Source organism: Merdimmobilis hominis, assembly GCF_900104615.1.
GTDB classification, from domain to species: Bacteria; Bacillota; Clostridia; order Oscillospirales; family Ruminococcaceae; genus Merdimmobilis; species Merdimmobilis hominis.
The window spans coordinates 1,667,618-1,688,935 of record NZ_LT629939.1 but is presented as its reverse complement, the minus strand read 5'-3'; the positions used below and the strand labels follow the sequence as shown (position 1 = coordinate 1,688,935).

At 54.4% G+C, this 21,318-nt stretch carries 11 protein-coding genes; all 11 read left to right on the top strand.

The window, feature by feature from the left end; all coding sequences use genetic code 11:
• Positions 1-746: 746 nt before the first annotated feature.
• The 11 genes from BQ5353_RS08305 (at position 747) to srtB (ending at position 21,236) form a co-directional block, all read left to right on the top strand.
• Positions 747-2,747 (top strand): peptidoglycan DD-metalloendopeptidase family protein, encoded by a 2,001-nt coding sequence (locus BQ5353_RS08305; protein ID WP_154667587.1) that lies wholly within the window; start codon positions 747-749, stop codon positions 2,745-2,747.
• Positions 2,748-2,760: 13 nt separating this feature from the next.
• Entirely contained in the window at positions 2,761-6,021 is a 3,261-nt protein-coding gene (locus BQ5353_RS08300; protein WP_071427824.1) for a PrgI family protein, read from the top strand.
• Positions 6,022-6,240: 219 nt separating this feature from the next.
• A complete protein-coding gene (locus tag BQ5353_RS08295; RefSeq protein ID WP_071427822.1) occupies positions 6,241-6,891 on the top strand; it encodes a DUF5697 family protein in 651 nt (216 codons plus the stop codon).
• Positions 6,884-7,636 carry a hypothetical protein gene (locus BQ5353_RS08290; RefSeq protein ID WP_071427820.1) on the top strand — a complete coding sequence of 251 codons (753 nt, stop codon included), beginning with the start codon at positions 6,884-6,886 and terminating at the stop codon, positions 7,634-7,636. The genes BQ5353_RS08295 and BQ5353_RS08290 overlap by 8 nt, the downstream gene beginning before the upstream one ends.
• A 242-nt stretch (positions 7,637-7,878) precedes the next feature.
• Positions 7,879-9,468, top strand: a complete 1,590-nt coding sequence (locus BQ5353_RS08285) for a hypothetical protein (protein WP_071427818.1) — start codon at positions 7,879-7,881, stop codon at positions 9,466-9,468.
• Positions 9,469-9,561: 93 nt separating this feature from the next.
• A complete protein-coding gene (locus BQ5353_RS08280) occupies positions 9,562-10,404 on the top strand; it encodes a hypothetical protein (protein ID WP_071427816.1) in 843 nt (280 codons plus the stop codon).
• 17 nt (positions 10,405-10,421) lie between these two features.
• Positions 10,422-12,704: a VirD4-like conjugal transfer protein, CD1115 family gene (locus tag BQ5353_RS08275; protein WP_071427814.1), complete on the top strand. Its 2,283-nt coding sequence runs from the start codon at positions 10,422-10,424 to the stop codon at positions 12,702-12,704.
• Positions 12,705-12,832: 128 nt separating this feature from the next.
• Positions 12,833-14,362: a S1 domain-containing protein gene (locus BQ5353_RS08270; protein ID WP_071427812.1), complete on the top strand. Its 1,530-nt coding sequence runs from the start codon at positions 12,833-12,835 to the stop codon at positions 14,360-14,362.
• Between the two features lie 249 nt (positions 14,363-14,611).
• Positions 14,612-16,525 carry an ICP22 family protein gene (locus BQ5353_RS08265; RefSeq protein WP_071427810.1) on the top strand — a complete coding sequence of 638 codons (1,914 nt, stop codon included), beginning with the start codon at positions 14,612-14,614 and terminating at the stop codon, positions 16,523-16,525.
• Between the two features lie 57 nt (positions 16,526-16,582).
• Positions 16,583-20,416, top strand: a complete 3,834-nt coding sequence (locus tag BQ5353_RS08260; RefSeq protein WP_143117199.1) for a MucBP domain-containing protein — start codon at positions 16,583-16,585, stop codon at positions 20,414-20,416.
• Positions 20,406-21,236 carry a class B sortase gene (gene srtB, locus BQ5353_RS08255; RefSeq protein ID WP_071427806.1) on the top strand — a complete coding sequence of 277 codons (831 nt, stop codon included), beginning with the start codon at positions 20,406-20,408 and terminating at the stop codon, positions 21,234-21,236. Before BQ5353_RS08260 ends, srtB begins: the two co-directional genes overlap by 11 nt.
• Positions 21,237-21,318 lie beyond the last annotated feature (82 nt).

Genomic DNA, 21,318 nt, shown 5'->3' with positions numbered 1-21,318 from the left:
GCCGATGGGCGCCATCCATCAGTATTCCAATACCGCAAATGGTGTCAGAGCCGCCGCGACCAGCGCAGAGCGGTTTACCACACCGGATGGCAAGAGTATGCCTATCTCCTCTTACAAGGGAGCTGAGGCCGCTGCCGCTATGAATGGCGTCACTGCCTTTGGCAACGAGAATCTGAAGGACTTCAACTATGCCGAGGAGCCGGATGGCGCCTCCTTCATTTCCGGCCAGAACTTCACGGACGGCTCCTCTGTCACCTTTGACAGCGTGGAAGGCGGCGTTGCTACCGGCGTCTATACGGATGCAGACGGCAATTCCACCGCTTTCCAGATGGTACATGACAACGCTGTAGAATCCCAGAAACAGGCCGTTGCAGCTGGAGTCCCTGGGGCAATGGAATTCGATACCAGCCAGTCGGTTGGCAGGATCGGCGATGGAAGCGGCGAAACTGGCTTCTATGTTATCCCGAAGACAGCCGGCCCGACCGACGCTACAACTGTTCCTTATGGCCATACCCAGACCTATGCTCAGATGGGCGCCACAGTGGATCCGAACAATTCCGCTCAGGTCAAGCAGGCCCGAGAAAACCTGGCCCGCTTTGTCGATGTCAGCAATCCGGTAGAGAAGGACGTTTCCACCATGTCCAGCAGCCGTGTTGATCAGATGCGGCGTGAGGCCAGGACTTCCACGCCTCGCGGAAAGCGCCGGAAATGACCATGGCTATACAACTGGAGAAGGGAGAGAGTAGATGAGCGACGATGAGAGAAGAACCTCCGATGAAATGGAGGACGGCCTTAATACAGGGGCAGACCTTGCTGGCCGTGCGATCAAAGGCCTTCCCTCCAGGCGGCATTCTGGAGGGGATCCAGCCGCTGCACCCAGCGACCCTCCCTCCGCGCCGCAGGATAGCCCGTCTTCTGACAGTGAGGGGCCATCGGGTTCCGATTCACCCGGGAACACGGACGCAGGACATTCAGATTTCCCGCAGAATAGCCCTGGAGGCTCGTTTGATCCTGGGGGTACTGTAAACCAATCCAATGCACCAGGAGGCTCAGACGGCAATTTTACCGGGTCTGGCGGCGGTCCTGAATATATGGGTTCACCCGGCACGGGATCCGCCGCTGGCTCTGGGGCAGAAGGAGCGGCAGCAGGCGGCGGAGCCAGCGGTTCTGGAGCCACAGCTGCTTCCAGTGGTACAGGCGCCGAAGCTGGCGCAGGGGCGGCTGGAGCTGCCGCAGAAGGCGGCGCTGCCGCTGGGGGTGCAGCTGCAGGTGGGGCAGCGGGAGGCGCTGCAGGTGGCGCCGCAGCCGGTGCTGCTGCTGGATCCGCAGCTGGCCCAGCCGGAACCGCCGCCGGTGCGGTGGCTGGCGCGCTGCTCGTCCCGATTCTCAAATTTATTGGGATGGCTATCGCCGTTGTGGCAGTCTTTCTGAGCTTCTTCATGATGCAGCCGTCCTTCCTTTATGATAACAGCAACGCCCTAAATGACCGGGAGCTGCTGGAAAAAACTTATAATACCTACTATGAGCACATCTCAGATGAATATCAAAAAGATATTCAAAGGGCGATGGATGAAGCGGTAGATGAAGGAAAAAAGATTTTCAACGAGGCAGAATCGGGCGGCCTTTCCTCTTTGGCAGCGCCGCCTGATGCTTATCCTCATATTTCTATGCAGGAAGAAGATCAGAACGCCATCCGCAGCGTTATGAACGACGGCAGCTATGATAAATATGAGTTCACCCATAGCGTCGCTTTTTTGCGGGGCTCAGATGAGTACCTGGAATCAGCTTCATCCAATATCAATCTGGTTCTGAGCCTGATCGACACCCAAAAGAAAAACTGGTTTACCGCCTTGTTTGAACTGTTTGCCAACGAAATCACCGGCGGCCTTTACGGTCAATTTACAGATTGGATCGGCCGAAAATGGGATGGTATTTGGAACGAGTTTATTATCCATGACCTTTACAGCATCACATACGGCGGAGTGACTACCAGAACAGAAACGAGGTATCATGCGGATGGGACGGAATATGAAATTACCATAGCCGTTATCAACATCAAGTACACCTACGATCTCAAGGACAAAGGTATCAGCTTTTATGCCGATAAGCTGAACGCAGATCAGGAACAGATTGACCGCGCTGCGGAAATGGCCAACTACCTGGCTGATCTGTTTGGCTCAGCCAGTGATACTTACTTTGGCATGTATGTCGAGGGCGGCTATTATACCGATGCAATCCAAGGCGGGACAGTCGGCGCCAATATCGCCAATGCCCTCCAACAGCTGAAGGACATGATCGACGGGATGGAGTATGACCCAGGCGGTACGCATACCTTCCCACTGCAGGGCTACACGAACCCCAATATGTCAAGCCATTACGGGCCAAGAGATTTTGCGTCGGATCCATGGCATACAGGCATTGATTTTGCAGCGCCGTCAGGGACCCCAATTCTGGCGGCCACAGATGGCGTTGTCCTCTTCATTGCCCAAATGCCCAACGGTTTCGGCAATTACATTGTGGTCTATCACGGTGATTACAACGGCGAGCCGGTCTGCACGATGTATGCGCACATGTCGGCGTTCGGCAACTACCGCCAGGGCGACCCGGTGAGTGCCGGCGATGTGATCGGCTATGTGGGATCTACCGGCCTGTCTACCGGCCCGCACCTGCACTTCCAGCTGCATGTGGGCGATACCATACGCAACCCTGTGGAGTTCTTTGAATTCCTGTCGTACCTGAGACCTTAGAAAGGAGTTTTTCATGGCAGAAGAACAGAGCCGGGCATATCACATCCCGGCGAATATCTTTGATGGGCCATCCGCGTTCGGGATCCCTGCCCGGAACTGGATTGAAGCCTCGCTGCTTTCGTTCATCCCGGGGATCCTGTTCTGGCAATTCGTCCATTTCAGCGACCTGAGTATCAAAATTATCCTGATGCTTATTATCTGTGTTCCCCTGGCGGCAGTGGCTCTGATCGGTTATAACAGGGAATCCCTTACCCAGTTTCTCAAAACCTATCTTCGGTTCCGCAAAAACCGCCGGATCCTGGAATACCGCATAGAGGAAGGCGAAGAAAGCGTAGAAAAGGGACCCTTTTCTGATTTGGAGGATCAGATTTCCGAACTTCAGATGCTTCTCAAGGATACCAAAGACCGGGCAAAACAGAAAGAACTGAAAGCCAATCTCAAAGCCCTTCAGAAAGAGCTCAAGGCCAAAAAGGCGGAGCAGAAGAAGGCGGATGATGAGGAGGCTGCCCGTGTTAAGAAGGAATGGGATGAAAAGCGGAAGTCGGAAACCGAGCACGCGGACAGCCTGGCAGAGCAGGAGATCCAGCGCCGGATCGGCCTGGGCGAGACTATTACCAAAAAGCAGCGCAAGGAGATCTATGCGGAATTCCGCAAAAAGTATGTCCTCTCCATGCCCAAGGCACCGGAGTCGGATGATGGAATACAGCGGAATATTTCCTCTCAGGAGTATATGCCCATCGACCGCATCGAGGATCGCTGCATTATCACCAAAGGCGGCCGCTTCATCCGTATTCTCTGTGTGGCGCCTATCAACTTCCCCATGCTCTCTCCAGAGCAGCAGAACTACACCATCGACCAGTTCGCCATCCTCCTGCGCACCTGCCCGGTGAACATCCAGATTAAAACCATGGCCAAGAGCGCCGATGTGGAAGGGTTTATCGAAGCGATGCAGAAGCGGATCCAGGAAGAGGAGAATGAAAAATGTCGGGCCATGATGCTGGACTACATCAACACCCTGCGCTCCAATGCGACCCAGAACGGCGTGAGCCGGCAGTTCTTCCTTATCCTGGAGTATGATGAGAGCCAGTCCAACCGCAATACCACCGATAAGCAGCGGAAGCTGGCTCTGGAAAACGCCGTTTCCCGCGCAAAGCAGCAGTTCAAGCGCTGCAATAACGTGGTTTACGAGTTTGCTGACGAGCAGGACGAGGTGGATTTCATCTACAACATCCTGTTCTCTCAACTGGAACGCTTCAATACCTACGGCATGAGCTATGCAGATAAGGTGGACTTCGCATACAACCAGCTTGCGGCCTATCCCGACCGGCAGATCACGGCCGCTGATTTTATCGCCCCGTTGAGCATTGATATGACCAGCAGTAAGTATGTGGTCATCGACGGCGTTTACTACGGCTACATGTACATCCCCACCAATGGCTACCGCTCCCAGGTCTGGGGCAGCTGGCTGTTCTCCGCCATCAATGCCGGCGGCGGCATTGATGTGGATGTGTTTCTTTCCCGCGGCGAACGGGATAAGGTGCGGTTGGCCACCCGCCGGCAGATCAACCTGTCCTCCGCCCAGCTCAAGGACCGGAATACCAACTCGGATTCGTTTGACCAGATGTTGGGCAAAGCCCGATCCGCCCAGTACATCAAGGACGGGCTGAGCAATGGAGAGGACTTCTTCTATGTGACGACCATTATCACGGTCATCGCGATGAACGAAGAAACGCTGTTCAACCGGATGCACGCCATCAGCTCCATGTTTGAGGATATGGACATGGAGTGTGTTCCGGCAAACTTCCATCAGGAGGACGCTTTCCTGGGTACTTTGCCGCTGTGCAAGGTCCCTGACACCATCTTTGCGCTGGGTCACCGGAATATGCTGACCTCCGGCGCCGCTTCCCTCTATCCCTTTGCAAGCTATGAGTTGATGGACGATAACGGCATCCTGATGGGCACCAACCTCACCAACGGTTCCCTGGTTATGCCGGATGTGTTCGATACGGCACGGTATAAGAACGCCAACATGTATATCTGCGGCAGCTCGGGTGCGGGCAAAACCTATAACATGCTGGTTCAGGCGTTGCATACCAGAGAGGCGGGGATTCAGGTCTTCATCATTGCGCCGCTCAAGGGCAAGGAGTTTAAGCGGAGCTGCGACGCCATTGGCGGGCAGTTTATCCGCATTGCCCCCGGCTCCCCGCACTGCATCAATGTGATGGCGATTCGCAAAAACGATGAGCGTACAGCGATGGTATCTAAAATTCTGGACAGCGACGACATGGAGGAGAGTATCCTTTCGGAGAAGATTTCCTCTCTGGAAACCCTGTTTGAAATCATGGTGCCGGACATCACCAATGAGGAGGAACAGCTTCTTAACGGCCACATGATGGCTACCTACCGAAAGTTTGGAATCACAGATGACAACGCTTCCCTGAGCGACCCTGACAACCCGGGCGAATACCGGAAGATGCCCACTCTGAAGGATCTCTCTGACAACATGGCCGATGACCCGCGCATGAGCCGAATTCGCAATATCATGAGTAAATATGTCACTGGATCGGCCAAAAACTTCTCTGAACAGACCAATGTGGCCCTGGACAACAAGTACATCGTCATTGACCTGTCAGCCTTCGAGCGGAATAAGAAGATGCTGCCCATCGCCATGTACATTGCCCTTGACTTTATTTTGGATAAGGTCAAGGAAGACCGTACCCAGAATAAGCGCGTCTTTATTGACGAGATCTGGCGGCTGGTCGGTAAGGGAGCGCCGGAGGAGGCAGCCCAATCCGTCCTGGAGATGTTCAAGACCTTCCGAGGCTATGGCGCCGGCGCCGTGGCCGTTACTCAGGAGCTTGCGGACTTCTTCGCGCTGGATAACGGTTCCTATGCTCAGGCTATCCTCAACTCCTGTTCTCTTGGCATGATTATGGCCACCGAACCGGTTGCTCTCAGCCTGCTGCGGGACAGCCTGGATCTGGAGCAGCGTGAGGTAGACATTGTACAAGGATTGGAACGCGGCCAGGCGCTGCTGGTCGGAAGCGGAAGCAGCGTTGCCATTAAGATCGTATCCAGCAAGCTGGAACATGAGCTCATTACAACCGATGTTCATGAGTTGAACAGCATGGTAGATGAGAAGATGCAGCAGATGGCGGAAAATACGATGCCGGAACAGGCGGAAGAAGCCCCAACGCCCGGCGAGATGCTGTCCGCCGTCCGCCGGCAAAGCTCGCAACTGATCCCAATAGGCCGTAAAAAGGTCAAGCTGTAATTTTCAAATTTCCCCCACAGGAACACTCCCGTGGGGGCGTTTTTATGCGCTCAAGTCAAACTTGTGTGCATAAAAACGGGATGTGCATATAAAAGCGATTTGTGCTCACAAGCACAACCTATATGCACAAAAAAGTGCGCACAAATATCTATTCTGTATACAAACACCGTTTGTGCGCACAAATACCCGAAGTTTACAAACGAGAAAGAGGTGAAAAAGGTGTTTGGTTTAATTAAAGAACCGCTGACCTACCAGTATACAGAGGATCTGATTTGCGAGTATGGGTTTATCCGGGAGAGCCAGCTCATCCGGCTTTATGAGAACATGGGGTTTTCCGCTCCAAAGATCAAAGCAGAGGTCAATTCCATCCGGGTGCATGGTGAGAAGGTTTATTTTGATAAGTCGTCAAAAGGGTTCTTCTCGTACCGCTATGAAGAACCGTCCCCTTCCCGGCGCATCGCCATGGATCGCTGCATCTGGGTCCTGTTGGATTTCATCAACAGGGTAGAGCATCATTTTTCGATCTCCTCTAACCTGTCCCCATCTCAAATCTGTTTGATGCTGGAAGATCGTTCCTATGAGATTGCCTATTGCCCTGCGGATGCCGGACCTTATTTTGACAACCAGCTTAGAGCGGCAAGGTTGGAATTGCTTTATCGTGCTGAATTCAGCTACTTTTCCCGGATCGTTGAAAAGGACGATAAGGCTTTTCTGGAGGCTGCCAGATACATTGTCGTTTTGGAGAATATCGAAAGTGCAAGGTACATCCATTCTTCCCAAATCGCCTATTTTGTCACGCTGGATGAAGAAAATGTCTGCACGTTCTATTCTGCGGAAGAAGTATATAAGGCGGTGAATCAAAATGTCTGATCCATTGGAAGAACTTTGCGAAGAAATCCAAGCCTGGCCGCAGCGCCGGGTATCCCCATACCTGCATACGCTCCTCCAGGACACCAAAAGCTATCAGAAAAACCTGCTGCGCCTGGTACGGGAGGCCTATTTCTGGTCGGACAGTCCTGATAGCCTGCGGGAATCGCTGACGGCCCTTTCGGATGCCGGTGAGTTGTATTGCCTGCGCCGGCGGCGCACGCTGGACAACATGTGCAAAGCTATTCAGAAAAACGACCTGATCCATCCGATCCCCTTTCCCTCCCAAATGGACATCTCCCAGGATATTCAGATCAGCTATGATGAGGAGACAAAACGGCTGCGCGTTGAAATGCCGATGCTGCTGCCGCTCAAGGGCAGATGGAATGAATATCTACCGGGTAAAATCCGCTACACGCTCGGGGTTTTCTCAGAGAATTACCGGCAGGAACATGGACAACGGCTTCGGTTTTCCTATGCCTTTGTCCTGTTTGTCCACCATTATGAAAAACCACGTCCAGGGCAATGGTACTACCGGGACTATGACAACCAGGAGTATTCCGTAGTCCTCAATGCGCTGCAATCCACACTGATATTCAATGACGGACCCACCACCAGCGTTACGATGCAGATGGCTGTACCAGACGGCAAATCCTTTACAGAGTTAATCATTACCCCGGTAGACCGGATGATGAACCTTCTGCGGGATATGGATTTCTCTATGTATGAATCGGATATGAGGCAATGAAAAGCACCGTTTTTTAAGCCTTGTTACCGTGCCATTTTGGTTATTGAAATCGGATGGTGCTCGCGTCATTTTAGTTACTGATTCTTCGAAAAATCTGCGGCATTTTGCTTACTGTTCGTTTTTTTTCGGAAACAGAAAAACAGTAACTAAACTGTCATAGAGAAACGGCGGTAGAAAGCTAAAAATTCGGATTTTCATTTATCCAGGGGATACGAGTTTGCTAAAGAAGGAGGGGCGTGTTTTTGAGAAAGCAAACAGACGGCAAAAAGGGTATAGCCTCCTCAGCTTATACAGCTTTTTTAAGACTTCTCGCGGATAGTAAATGGTCTGATAAAAGAGCGTTTTATTTATGGCCGGTTAGTGAGAGCTGGCGCAATCGCGTTATTCGGTCGTTACAGAAAGACGGGCTCATCGCCTGCCTCAACCTCAATGCGAGAGTGCGTGAACAGAGAAGAAAAATTCGGATGGGTAAGGTGGAAAACAATGAGGAAGCGCAAGAGTACAAAGAAACCATTCCCCCCAGCATCCACGGCCTCCGATACTATCTGACCAAGAAAGGGCGGGAATTTCTAAGAACATATAACCCTGAGCGATATGGGAGCGATGATAACCTTGCCCTATCGCCCTCTGAATATCAGGAGCGCCGGATCTACCGTCTTTCCCTGCTCTCGGAAACGAGAGCCATGTCGGAGTTTGCGGGGTATTCGGTACACCCGGATACTAAGCCTGATATTACCGCCCTAAGCGGATTCCCGTTAGAGGCGGCCGGCAGGCCAGCTTGTGCAGCCCATGCGGCGAAGCCCCTGGACCCAGAACGATTCCGGGGAGTGGAAAACTCTATTTTCAACCAGGGAACCTTCCGTTACTATGACAAAAACATTCGGAGGCACAGCAGCCGCGAAGCGAGGGATACGAAAGAATACTCCTATCGAGAAACTCCGATCGGCTGTATTTACCTGTTGCCGGAACTTCAACAGCTTGTGATGGCGGAAGCGGAATTTAATGGGGGAAAGCCAGAGGTCGCAGACCAGACCCGCTATGCCAGAACAAGCGGGGTTTTCTTCTCCGGTAACGGCCCTTACCTGCTCTACAACACCGAACGCACCGCGATCCGCCTGCGCCCTCATGGTGAACAAGCCATTCGGGCTTATGTGGACAGTTGGGCGTGGACGGTATACCGGCAGAGTCTCACCCTGGTACAGAGCGATGGCGACGGGAATCAGGTAGAAGAACCGCTGGTTCCGAAAACCCGCGGCGCCATCCTGTTTGGGGACGAAACCCATAAAGCGGCGCTTAATGTGGTTCAGAACACGATCGAAAGTGAATCACGTTTTGGGCGGAAATGGAAAACGAAGGGTGCAAGCGAGAATTACAATCTCCTGATCGTCCCGGATACCTACTATCTGCCCGTGATCCGCGAAGCGATCCCCCTTTATTCCCTCATGGGATTTCCGCACTGGCCCATGTATCTCAAGGATTTGGCGCTGAATTATTGGGAACGACTATGCCAGGCCGGCAAAGCTCCCGACATTTCCAGGGAATACATAGGGGAAAAAGAACTAACCGCTACGTTGGAAGATGGGAGCACTCTGTTCGTCCTGATCGGGCTGCATCTCGATACGGTACGCTGGATGATCGGAGATCTTCTTGTTTCTCAAAACAGCTACACCATACTCGCTATGGAGTGGCAGAAACCGTTTTTTGACGGCTTCCTTGAAAAGCTGGAGCCCGAAAGCCGTTCAAGGCTCCGTATCACATATTTGCCGCAACAGGAATTGGAGGGATATGTAGAAAATCTGTACGAAGAACAAGGCCTTCCCTATCGCATATAGCGATGGGGATTTTTTATTGGGCATTGTGAAATGCCCTCCCCACGCGCAGGGGATTTTCAACAAGCATAAAAGGAAAACAAAGTGAGGTGATCCATGATGCCGGACGGGAAAGCAAGCCCGATCCTCAATTCGGAAATTTCCGGCTGCATTCGGCCCATTGAAATCACTGAACCATTTTCACTGCCAAATGGGACCTGCTACCGGGATATTGAGGAAGACATCAGGAAATTCAATGCGCTCTCGCTGCAAACGACCGTTGCCGGCCTGCTGCACGAGAGCGCGCTTTTTTTATTCCGGCAATTTGGCTGGCTGACCATTCAGGAAATATACCTGAGCCGGAACCCTGGGAAAACTCCGGAACTCATCGCCAAAAGCCGGTGTCGGTGCGGAAACATCGTGACCGCTCCGCTGCGAATGCTGGTCGATGGGAGTTTGAACGACTGCGGCTGCACAACCCCGTTGCCAAAGCAGGAGGCGAATAAGATCATTGTTTACCAATCTGAACGGCCCATCCGCTGGACCACCACGGTAGACGGGATCCAATGGTTTGGAAGCCGGTACATCTGGTTCGTTACTCTGACCGTCGGCCAGAGATGCTTTGTCCGTAAATATGCCGATACCGCAAAGGAGGCATTGGAGATCCGGCGAGATGCGGAACGGCAGTATTTCGGCCGAAGCATCATCGACCAGTATTACGAGATCATGCTGGCGGAACTGGAAGAGCTGGAACAGATCTATGTCCGCCGTCATCCGCCCGAAGTTCCCGGGATCTCCTGGGACAAAACGGAAAAGCGGTGGATCGCCCGGCTCTGGTATAGAGGAAAGTGGATTCTCAACAAGAGCTTCAAAACCCGGAAAGAAGCAGCCAAGGCCCGCTATGAGGCAGAGGTGCGTTATCTGGGCGAATCCACAATGCCGGAACGCTATTACGTCTAACTGAAGGAGGGAGGTAAATGAACACGGATAAATTCAAGGAACTCCTCTACAAAACCAAATCGGTCTATGAAGAGAACAAACGGTGGTTTCAGATCGGCATTCCCGCCCTGGTCTATACGCTGGGCGTCCTGTCAACCGGCATAGACCGTTCGGAGCCGGGTTTCAATCTAAATCCGCTGGTGGCTATCCCGACTTTGTTCTCACCATCTGGGAAAGCGCTCATCCTTTTGCTCATTCTGATCCCATTTGGTATTTGGGGATTTCTGAAAGTGCGGGGATTGGAGCACGCCGGCATGACCCGCGACGAGCAGCGGAATTTCTGGTTTTCAGATAAGGACACCTACGGAACTGCTGAGCTGATGGATGACTACCGGATGCGCCAATGTTTCAACTGCGTGCCGGAACGGGAATGCTGGAAAGCCGAGGGCGACATTATCGGGATTAAAGATGGCCTGGTTCTGAGCCGGCCGGAAAAGTCCCAGCACAATAAGCACATGGCCGTCATCGGCGCCTCCGGCTCTATGAAATCCCGGGCCATCGTCCGCAATAAAATCATCGGTTCCAAGCGCCGCGGCGAAAGCATGGTCGTAACCGACCCCAAAGGCGAACTTTTCCGAGATACAGCGATCTGGCTGCGGAAAAGCGGCTACATCGTCCGCGCTCTCAACCTGGTATCACTGGACAAATCCAGCGGATGGAACTTCATGGCCGACGCCCTGCAGAACTGTCAGCCTGGTGAGGAAATTGAGATCGTAGATCAGATGGCGCATGTCATCATCCAGAACACCGGCGGCACCGCCGACGGCCATTCCAAGGACGATTTCTGGGATAAGGGCGAACGTGGACTGCTCAAAGCTATCATGCTCTACCAGTATTACGTCTGGCAAGAGGGCACCGGTGCCCTGTCCTTCTCCTGGGCGTACAAGTTCCTACTGGACAACGATGTGGATCACATGAAGGATGCCTTCACTGCTCTGGGCGCCCGTAAACCTACGAACGCCGCCACTCCTGCTTTCAATATCTTTCTCAAGGCAGGCGAAAAAATCTGTCCCAACATTCATTTCGGCCTGCTCTCCCGCCTGGATCTGTTCCGCAACGCTCAAATTCAGCGAATCACCAGCACAGATGAGATCGACCTGGAATTGCCGGCCAGAGAAAAATGCGCCTACTTCGTTATCACGCCGGATCAGCACAGCACTTACGATTTCCTGGCTGCCCTGTTCTTTACGTTGCTCTTTATCCGGCTTGTCAAATATGCCGACACCAAGACAACTGCAGGCAAATGTGATGTTCCTGTAAACCTTCTGCTGGACGAGTTCCCCAATATCGGTGAAATACCCGATTTCCCTAAGAAAATTGCCACAGTCCGCTCCAGGCAGATCAATATCACCATCCTTTTTCAGTCGTTGCCGGATCTTACCGAACGCTATCCCGAACCGGGGCACTGGCGGATTCTCAACAACTGTGACTACATCATCTTCCTGGGCGGCGGCGATCCCAACACAGCGGACTATTTCAGCAAGCGTTCCGGCGAAGCAACCATCATGGTAGATACCACCGCCGAATCGCACAACAAGCTGGATCCGCTGCACTTCACCCTGGATCAACGCGAATCCGTGGGTGCCGGCCGGCGTATGGTCCTGACCCTTAACGAAATCCAGACGATGGCCAAGGACAACCCTTATGTGGAACTGATTGTCATGCGCGACCAGCCGATCCTGCAGTGTGAAAAATTCGATTATACCCGTGACCCCGAATCCCTGAAGTGGGAAGTGTTTGCAATGACGGATTACGACCCCGCCGATCCTTTCTGGGCAGTGGAAAATGAAGCGGACGAGGATCGGAAACCACAGGCGTCCGAGAAGCCCCCGGCGGAGGATCTTCCCCGCCGAAACAAGAAAGGCGCCCAAAAGCCGGATCCTACGGAACCGGATCCCACTATGCCCGTAAACGAAGACCCTGCCAAGGCGTCACCGCCTGAGCAATCACCGGAACAGGATGAACCTTCCGGCCAGCCTGAACCCGCCCTGGATCCACAGCCGGAATCCTTTGCCGAGGCCCAGGCGAAGTCGGAAAGGAACACTCTTGACTTTATGCGGCGGCAGGCCGCTATTCAAAAGGCTGCCAATGCCCCACAGAACGAATCCACGAAGCATCAGAAACCTTCAACTCACGGAAGTATCCCAGGACTTAAAAAGCCGCTTCAGAGCCAGGAGGGCCAGCAGATTGGTTCCACGGCCAATCCGCCGAAGGCGAACGAGAACAGACCAAAGGGTAGCAAAGCGGCCCCGCCGCTCTGATGCGAAAGGTTTCCTGCCGGATATGGATGGGAGTTAATCACGATCTTTACAGCTGAAGGAGTGAGTTCTTCCGCTGACAAGAATGATAAGCCACCCTGTTTATTCAACAAATCATAGGAGGTAAGACCATGAGTGAGACCAACGATATGATTCTGAACGACAAGAAGGAAAGAACAATGGATCTGGAAATGGAAAAGGCCGTCATGGCCGAAGAATCGGAAGCTGTCCCTGCACAGGATGCACAGGAAATGGAGCCGGATTCTCCTGCTGTACCGGCCGCTGAGGCGGCAACGGAGCCGGAGGAAACCCTTGAGACCGGTGAGGTGACAGATGCCGAGCCGGCAACGGAACCGAAGGATGCTGTTGAGGCCGAGGAAGCAGCAGATGTTGAGCCGGCTGCCGAGCTGGTAACAGAATCTGAGAATGCAGATGAGGTTGACGAGGTGGCAGACACCGAACCTGCGTCTGAGCCGGCAGCAGAACCGGAGAACGCTTCCGAAGTCGGCGAACCGGATGAACCGGAGACCATGGAAGAAGGACCTTCCCTCAATGATGAGCCTGTGGCAGAGGCGGAAGCCGAAGCAGACCTTCAGGAAGAACCGGAAAGTACAGCAGTTGTCCAGAATGTGATTGAACGGGACCTGGGCAATGCGGTCTCCGAGAGTGAGCGCCGCCGGCTGAATGCTGAAAGACGCCGGGAACATGCTCGCAGGATGCGTCTGGAAGCGCCGCTGGATGAAAAGGGCAAGCCGATCGTCGGCAGCCTTAGCTCGTTCGACCCGGTGCTTGCGGATATTTCTCAGAAACGGGCTTCCCGTGAGATTCTCACCGGTACAATCGAAGAGATTAAAAGAGGCCGGGATGGCGGAGAAGGTTGGGTTGAAGCACTCTATCAGAACTATCGGGTGCTGATCCCGTTCAGTGAAATGGATGTCGAATTGGAACATCGACATGGAGAATCCAAGCAAGATTATAAAGCCAGAATTGAGCGGATCATCCGCAATATGATGGGCGCACGGATCGACTTCATCATCACCGGAATCGACTACGATTCCAACCTGATTGCCGGCAGCCGTGCTATGGCTGCCAGAATCCGCCGCAAGAACATTCTCAGCGCACGGGATCGAGAAGGGAATTTCCTGATCTATCCCGGCCGTAGGGTCAGCGGCAACGTACTGGCGGTCTACCAGAATGTTGCTCTGATTGATGTGTATGGGATGCTTGTTCGCCTGAAAGCCAGGGACATCCGAGCGGACTATGTTGTTGATGTGCGTGACGAAATTCAGAACGGCATGACGATCCCCCTGTATATTACCAACCTGTCTCGGGATGAAAATGGGAATATCACCTCGCTTTATATTTCGATGCGGGACGACAAGAAGGAAAAAGAGCAGATTGAGAACCAGCTGGAAGGTATGAATCCGGGCGATGAGTTCCTTGGCCGCGTCACCGGGCGGTCCCGCAACGCCATTTTCATCACCCTTAACAACGGCCTGCAGGCACTTGCCTATATTTCCAATGGCATCCGCGGCAGAAGGATTCCTAATCACGGGGATAGAGTCGCTTTTCGAATGATTGAGATTCAGACAAATAAAATCAGTGGCAACCCCATTGTCATCGGCCGTATCGTCCGCAACATCAACTATGATGCGCGGTGATTCGGTTAGTTTTTGCTGTACCCCCGATAGGTTCTGAATCCTCCCGTTTTCCAGCGGTGCAAAAATGACGGTTTAAAACAGCTATATTACCAAAAACGGAAACCTGTGAATGTTCCCCTCTGACAAATGCTGCCGTTTGGAAGGCAAGGAAACAGAATTTATTGGGTACAGATATACGCCGCATGATCTTAATCATGCGGCATCAGGCATTAACGGCTCTGAAAAGGGCCAAAAGAGGAGGTAAATTGTGTGAAGCACAGAAAAATGAGAGTACAAGGAAAGAAAAAGCTCTTATCTCTTGTGCTGGCTGCGGTCATGGTGGTTTCTCAGTTTGAAACACTGGCCTATGCCGTGGAAAACACTGGTGATTCAGTGTTCACCATCACTGACACCGGCGATTCAGGCGAAAGCAATGGATCGGCAGGCGGTAGTGAAGAAAGCGAGCCAGGCAATGGTGGGGAACCTGATTCTGGATTGAACGACAACAGTGAGCAAAGCTCCGCCTCTCAGTCAGATGATGGCGAATTGAACACCAGCTCTGAATCGGACGGTAAGGGAGAACCTGGAACAGACTCCGAGCAAAATGGCGAAAACGAGTCCAATACGAGCTCCGAGCCGAGCGATGAAGGAGAGTCCGACACCAGTTCCGAACCAGGCAATGAGGGAGAATCTGACACCGGTTCCGAGCCAGGCAATGAAGGAGATTCCGACACCAGTTCTGAGCCAAGCGATGAAGGTGAGCCTGACTCTGGGGCCGATGAAGGTGGCCAAACCACTCCCGGTGAAGATTCCGAAGATAACACCCAGATCGGCGACGGTCAGTTCGAGGTCAAAATCGGCGCCAACGGCTGGATTGGGATCGAAGAGGGATCTTCTCTGGAGGTCGTTGACGGGAATGACATCATTGCCACCTGGAGCATTGCGGAGGGCGGCAAGTTTTCCAAGGTCGTCATCACCGGCGACGAAGAAATTACCGTCACGGAACCCGGCCCATTCAGCTTCAGCGGAGAAGAATGTTCTCTGAACGAATCTGACGGCGTTTATACCCTTCAGCTCAACAACGCGGACTGCAACATCACCATTGCGGTTTATGGCGAAGCGGAAGTCCCGGTTGAGCCTGTGGAGGTCCACATCAGCGGAAACGAGTGGATCGAGATCGACGAAGAGACAGGATTGGTTATCGAGGACGGTGTTGTGACGGCCACCTGGTCCATCAAGACCGACGGCAAGCTGGATTCCGTCATCATCACCAATGAGGACGGAACCACCACCGTCACCACCCCCGGCGACTTTACCTTCCTGGAACAGCCGTGTTCTTTGGAGCAGGTCGGCAGCGTCTACACGCTGAAGTTGAACGGCATCCAGAAGGACACCACCATCCAGGTGGTGGGCGCCTCGGCGCTGCCGGAAACCGTCACCGTCACGCTCAACACCCGCGAAGAGCTGTTGGTGGTCAACGACTTCCAGCAGCAGATCCAGGGCCCCGGCGGCGCTGACATCTCCGCACAGTTCCAGTTCGTTGAAGGCGTTGTGCCGAATTCCTTTACCATAAAGGTCGGAGACGCCAGCAACACCATCGGCCTGACTCCCGGTGACTTTGTGGTGGGGGACCAGACCTATAACCTGGAGCTGACCCAGGGACCCACCGGCCGGCCGGTCTATGTGATCCACCTCAATCACCTGATCGCTGATGCGGAGATCACTCCCAATATTCAGCAGACCGTTTCGGTATCGGTCAACGACCCCTCCCGCGTTCTTCTGCAGACGGGCGACACCATCATGGCCAACGATAACGGCAGCGCCACGGTCAGATGGGAGCTGGCAGATAAGAATAAGCTGGATACGATCACCATATCGGTCGGCAGCGAATCCACTACACTGTCTTCCAGTGACCGCAGCTTCGATGTGAACGGCGTTTCCGGTACGATCGCGGTGGATGGAGATCAGTACACCGTGCAGGTCCAAAACATCCACCTCCCGGTGGTTATGTCTGTCACAGCATCCGATGATGTTGTGTTCGGCGGCTTCGAGCAGTCCAAGGACAAGACGCTTCTTCCCTTTAAGCCGGAAAGCGGTTCTTCCACCAACTCAGCGTTTGGCTTTACAGTATCGTACCAGACCCGTGAAGACGGTTCTGTATTGATTACTCACAACGCCAGCTAGGCCCGCTATCACGGCGCCAAGGCGCGAATCCTCTATCAGAGCCACCGTAACGGTCAGGTGATTCCCAGTCTGACTTCACCAATCACCGTCACCATCCGGGTTCAGTGTACCCAGGGCTGTGATCGGATCGGCGAAGCATCGGTAACGATCCCGTACCGCCAGGTCAATGTCCGGTTCCAGGATGAAAAGGGCAACCCTCTTCCGGCGCCGGCCGGTTTCACCACCGAATGTTACTCAATGGATAACCGGACCTATGAGTTCAGCCCGCCCGCTATCTCCTGGTACGAGTATATGGAGGGCAGCGCTGTATTTGAAAACACAGCTGCTTCTTCTACCCTGCTGGAGGAAGGCAACAAGGTTTACTTTGCCCTGGACTCCGGCGAGCGCGGCACCATCGTCCTCACCTATCGGGCACGCGGTCGCGTGAACTTTGAATACGAGGATGAGCTGGGCAATCCCATCTACTTTGAGGACGCCACCACCAGCGTAGACGGCTACCGCGACGATCAGAAGACGGTTTCCGTTCCCTCTCATGAGTGGTACGACTTCGTTTCGGCCGAACTGACTACCCAGGGTTCCACCCCGTCCGGTGAGATCACAAGCCAGGACAGCCAGAACATCAATGTGAAGCTGGAACAGGGCGCCGCCAGCACAGTCACTCTGAAATACAGAGCCAAGGCGCTGGTGAATGTGAAGTATGTGGATGAACAGGGTAATCCCATCGACGACCTGATCCCGCCTGAGCAGAAGCTCACTCAGGTATCCGGTTATCGCGGGGATACTGAGGTTGTCCCGACTCCTGATGTCCCCAATTATCAGTACATCACTATGCGCATCCAGACCGAGGGTCAGACCCCGTCCGGCACCATCAATGCCGGCAGCAAGACCCTCACGCTGGGCTTTGAGGACGCCAGTACCCTGTACGTCGTCTATCAGCCCAAAGCCAGCGTCAATGTGCGCTATGTAGATGACCTGGGCAATCCCATTGATGTGACCGGCGTTGCCGGCGCTCAGGAGAAGATCTCCGGCCTGCGGGGCGAGACCTACGATGTCAATACCCCCGATATTGAGAACTACACCTACGAGCGGATGTACCTCACCACCCCGGGGGACAACATCTATTCCGGTATTTTGGACCCTGACGCCAAGGAAGTCACCCTGAACCGCGAGTATGCTTCCACTATTACGGTGGTTTACCGTGCCAAGGCGTCCTTCAAGGTGGAATATGTGGACGACCAGGGGAACAACATCGACAACCTGATGCCCCAGGGCACCCCCTTTGAGTACACCGGCCATCGGGACGATACCATTACCATCCCGACCCCGGAGATCCAGGACTACGACTATCGCTCCATGTCCATTTCCCATCCCGATACCGGCAGCGGCCCCAACGAATCGGCTGCTCTGGACCCCCAGACCCATATTGCCACCCTCAAAGCCGGGTATAACTCGGTGGTGCAGGTGGTCTACTGGGCCAAGGGCAGCGTCTCTATCCGCTATCAGGACGAGCTGGGCAACGAGATCCCGTTTGAAGATGCGGTGAAATCCACCAGCGGCTACCGCAGCGATGTGAACACCATTTCGCTGCCGCAGCATCCCTACTATGATCTGGAGAGCGTGACCATCAATGAGCCGGCTATCCCGTCCGGCACCGTCAACGAGTACGACAAGGATTCCATGAAGGTGGGCATCCTCATCGGCGATAACAGTGAAATTACCGTTACATACAAAGCCAAGGCTGATGTAGCCATCAAGTATGTGGATGAACTTGGCAACCCCATCGACGACCTGATGCCCGAGGGGACACCGGACATGATCTCCGGCTACCGCGGCGAAACCTTTGATGTGCCGACCCCTGACATGGCCGATTATGTCTATGAATCCATGAGTATTTCCACTCCGGAGGGAGAAACCGTATCCGGCACGCTGGATCCGGAGACCAAGAAGCTCACGATGGGCTTTGAAAACGCTTCGACTGTCACAGTAGTCTACCATGCCAAGGCCAGCGTCAACATCCGCTATGTGGATGACCTGGGCAATCCCATCGACAGCATCATGCCGGAGGGCTCTGCCACCATCATTTCCGGCTTGCGGGGTGAGCACTACACCGTGCAGATCCCGACTTTGGAGGACTATGACTTCGAGCAGATGTTCCTCACTACACCGGAGGGCGGCCTGGAATCCGGCTTCCTCAATGATGTTACCTATGATCTGGAGCTGAATGCAAAGTACGCTTCCACCGTCACCCTGGTTTATCACGCCAAGGCATCCTTCAAGGTGGAGTACATCGACGATCTCGGCCAGAACATCAACGATGTTGTCATCGCCGAGTCCGACCGGGAGCTGCTCCCGACGGAGCCGCCCTTTGTGTACACCGGCCATCGCGGCGATGAGATCACCATTCAAACGCCCGAGCTGGAGGATTACCAGTTCAATTCCATGATTGTGCAGTCCGGTGTCTCGGTATCGCTGAATCCGGAAACCCATCTGGCCACCATGAATGCCGGCTATGATGGCGTGATCTACGTCAAGTACGATTACCGCGCCACCGTCTACCTGAAGTATGAGGACATGAACGGCAAGGACATTTCGGCGGAGTTTGATCCCGCGAACCCGACGCTTCTGGAAGGCTTCCGGAACCGCACCACCGAGATTCCGCATCCCGACACCGGCTCCTACATCTTCGACCACTTTGAAATCGAGACGCTGCCCGGCGAGGAGCCGTCTGGTTATCTTGGATCCGACAATACCGACCCGACCCTGACCTTCGGCGTCCGCGAGGCTTCCACCGTCACGGTGGTCTACCGCTGGATCGACCTGGGCATTGAGCTCAAGGGCATCTACTACGAGGGCGAGCCGATCGAGGATGACGATGAGCTCCACCTGGCGGAGAGCGCCGATTTCGTCTGGACTGTGACCAACCACGGCACAGCGCCCTGCTATCCGGAAATCGAGTTTACCGTCCCGGACGGGCTGCTGCTGGTCAACCGGACGCCGAATTCCACCAAGACGGACAACCGCATCAAGCTGAACACCCTCCTGCAGCCCGGGGAGAGCATCGAGGTAACGACCGAGATCCAGGTGGATACGGTGGAAACCTACGAGCGCTACACCATCAAGGCCGTAATCCCCGAGAGCCAGCAGGATGTGAATGGCAACAGCTATCCCGACATCGACCTGACGAACAACCAGGCCGAGGGTGAGCTGGAAGTGCTCAACCCGCCGATCATTATGACCAAGGTCAACTCCGAGGATCATAAGGAAAAGCTGGAGAAGTGCTACATCGAGATCTACGACCGGCACGATGAGATGGTCTGGGAGGGCTGGTCCGACAAGGACGGCGAGTTCTATGTCACCGGCCTGTATCCGGGCGAGTATGAGGTCTACGAGCGGTACGCCCCCGAGGGCTTTGCCAGGGAGAAGAAGTTCTGGACCCTCACCGTCAAGGACGACATGACCGCACGCGGCAAGCAGATCACCGATGAGCCGGTCCGCATCGCCATCAAGAAGATCTCCGCCTTTACCGGCGAGCCTCTGGAGGGCGCCGTATTCGGGCTCTATGACGAGGATGGCAAGCTGGTGGAGACCCAGACTTCCGGTGAGGACGGAATGCTCTACTTCGAGCGCCTCGACTGGGGCAAGTACACCATTGAGGAGCTGGAGGCGCCCGCCGGCTTCATGGCCAGCGGCAAGGTCATCCGCCTCAACATCACCGATAAGTACATGAACGAGGACGAGCCGTACATCGTGCGCAATGCCGGCACAGTCAACACCGGCATCGGCCCGGTGCCGATCTTCCTCGGCCCGGCCTGTGGCATCGGCGCCCTGGGCGGCATCGCGCTGCTGGTGATCCTCAAGGGAAAAAAGAAGGACGATGAGGATGCGCAGTAAAGTCAGAGCTGTGGTGCTGATCGTGACCATTCTGCTGGCGCTGGCAGCGGCCGCTTGGGCGGTCCTCTGCATCCCTCAGCTGATGGAACGGCAGCAGGAAGCGGCCCAGTATGAGGATCTGCTCCAGGAATATGTGGCGGTTTCCAGTGAGGATTCCCCTTCCTCGGAAGAAATCGCCGCTGACCGGCCTGGCGTGTCCTCTGAGGCGGCTCCGGCTGGGGCAGGGCCCCAGGATATTCAGGTGGACTTCGCCGCTCTGACGACTCAGAACGCCGATACGGTGGCCTGGCTATACCTGCCGGGTGCCGGGATCAACTATCCGGTGGTGCAGGCGGCCGACAACGACGCTTATCTCCGGCGCAGCTTTACCGGAGAGCAGAGCATCGCCGGGACCCCGTTCCTGGACTTTGCCAACAGCGCGGATTTCTCTGACGGCAACAGTATTGTCTATGGGCATAACATGTTCGACGGCAGCACGACGATGTTTTCTTCCCTGCCCCGCTATACCGATGCGGAGTTTTGGCAGGAAAACCCCGACATCCGCCTGCTGACGCCGGACGGCGGGGAGAAGGTCTATCGGATCTTCGCCGTCTGCCAGTTCGATGTGACCCAGAGCGGCGCCGCGGCCGATTACTACCGCCAGGATTTCCGCTCCGTTGAGCACCAGGCAGAGTACATCCAAACCCTTCAAAGCCGTTCTGTGATCCAGACCGGCGAGACGGTGCCGGCCGGCAGCACATTGCTGACCCTTTCCACCTGCGACCGCAGCCTTTATGGCGACAATGGCCGATTGGTAGTGATAGGGTATCTGGCCGGATAACACTCAGTAGAAACCGAAAGCACAAGCCCTTATGGCTTGTGCGGCAGCCAATAAGGCATCTTGTCGGCTGCCGCATGGGCCA

What these genes read in the sequence shown, in the direction of transcription:
- srtB (WP_071427806.1), top strand. Translation starts at nt 20,406, where the DNA reads ATGCGCAGTAAAGTCAGAGCTGTGGTGCTGATCGTGACCATTCTGCTG.
- BQ5353_RS08305 (WP_154667587.1), top strand. Translation starts at nt 747, where the DNA reads ATGAGCGACGATGAGAGAAGAACCTCCGATGAAATGGAGGACGGCCTT.
- BQ5353_RS08290 (WP_071427820.1), top strand. Translation starts at nt 6,884, where the DNA reads ATGTCTGATCCATTGGAAGAACTTTGCGAAGAAATCCAAGCCTGGCCG.
- BQ5353_RS08280 (WP_071427816.1), top strand. Translation starts at nt 9,562, where the DNA reads ATGATGCCGGACGGGAAAGCAAGCCCGATCCTCAATTCGGAAATTTCC.
- BQ5353_RS08270 (WP_071427812.1), top strand. Translation starts at nt 12,833, where the DNA reads ATGAGTGAGACCAACGATATGATTCTGAACGACAAGAAGGAAAGAACA.
- BQ5353_RS08275 (WP_071427814.1), top strand. Translation starts at nt 10,422, where the DNA reads ATGAACACGGATAAATTCAAGGAACTCCTCTACAAAACCAAATCGGTC.
- BQ5353_RS08300 (WP_071427824.1), top strand. Translation starts at nt 2,761, where the DNA reads ATGGCAGAAGAACAGAGCCGGGCATATCACATCCCGGCGAATATCTTT.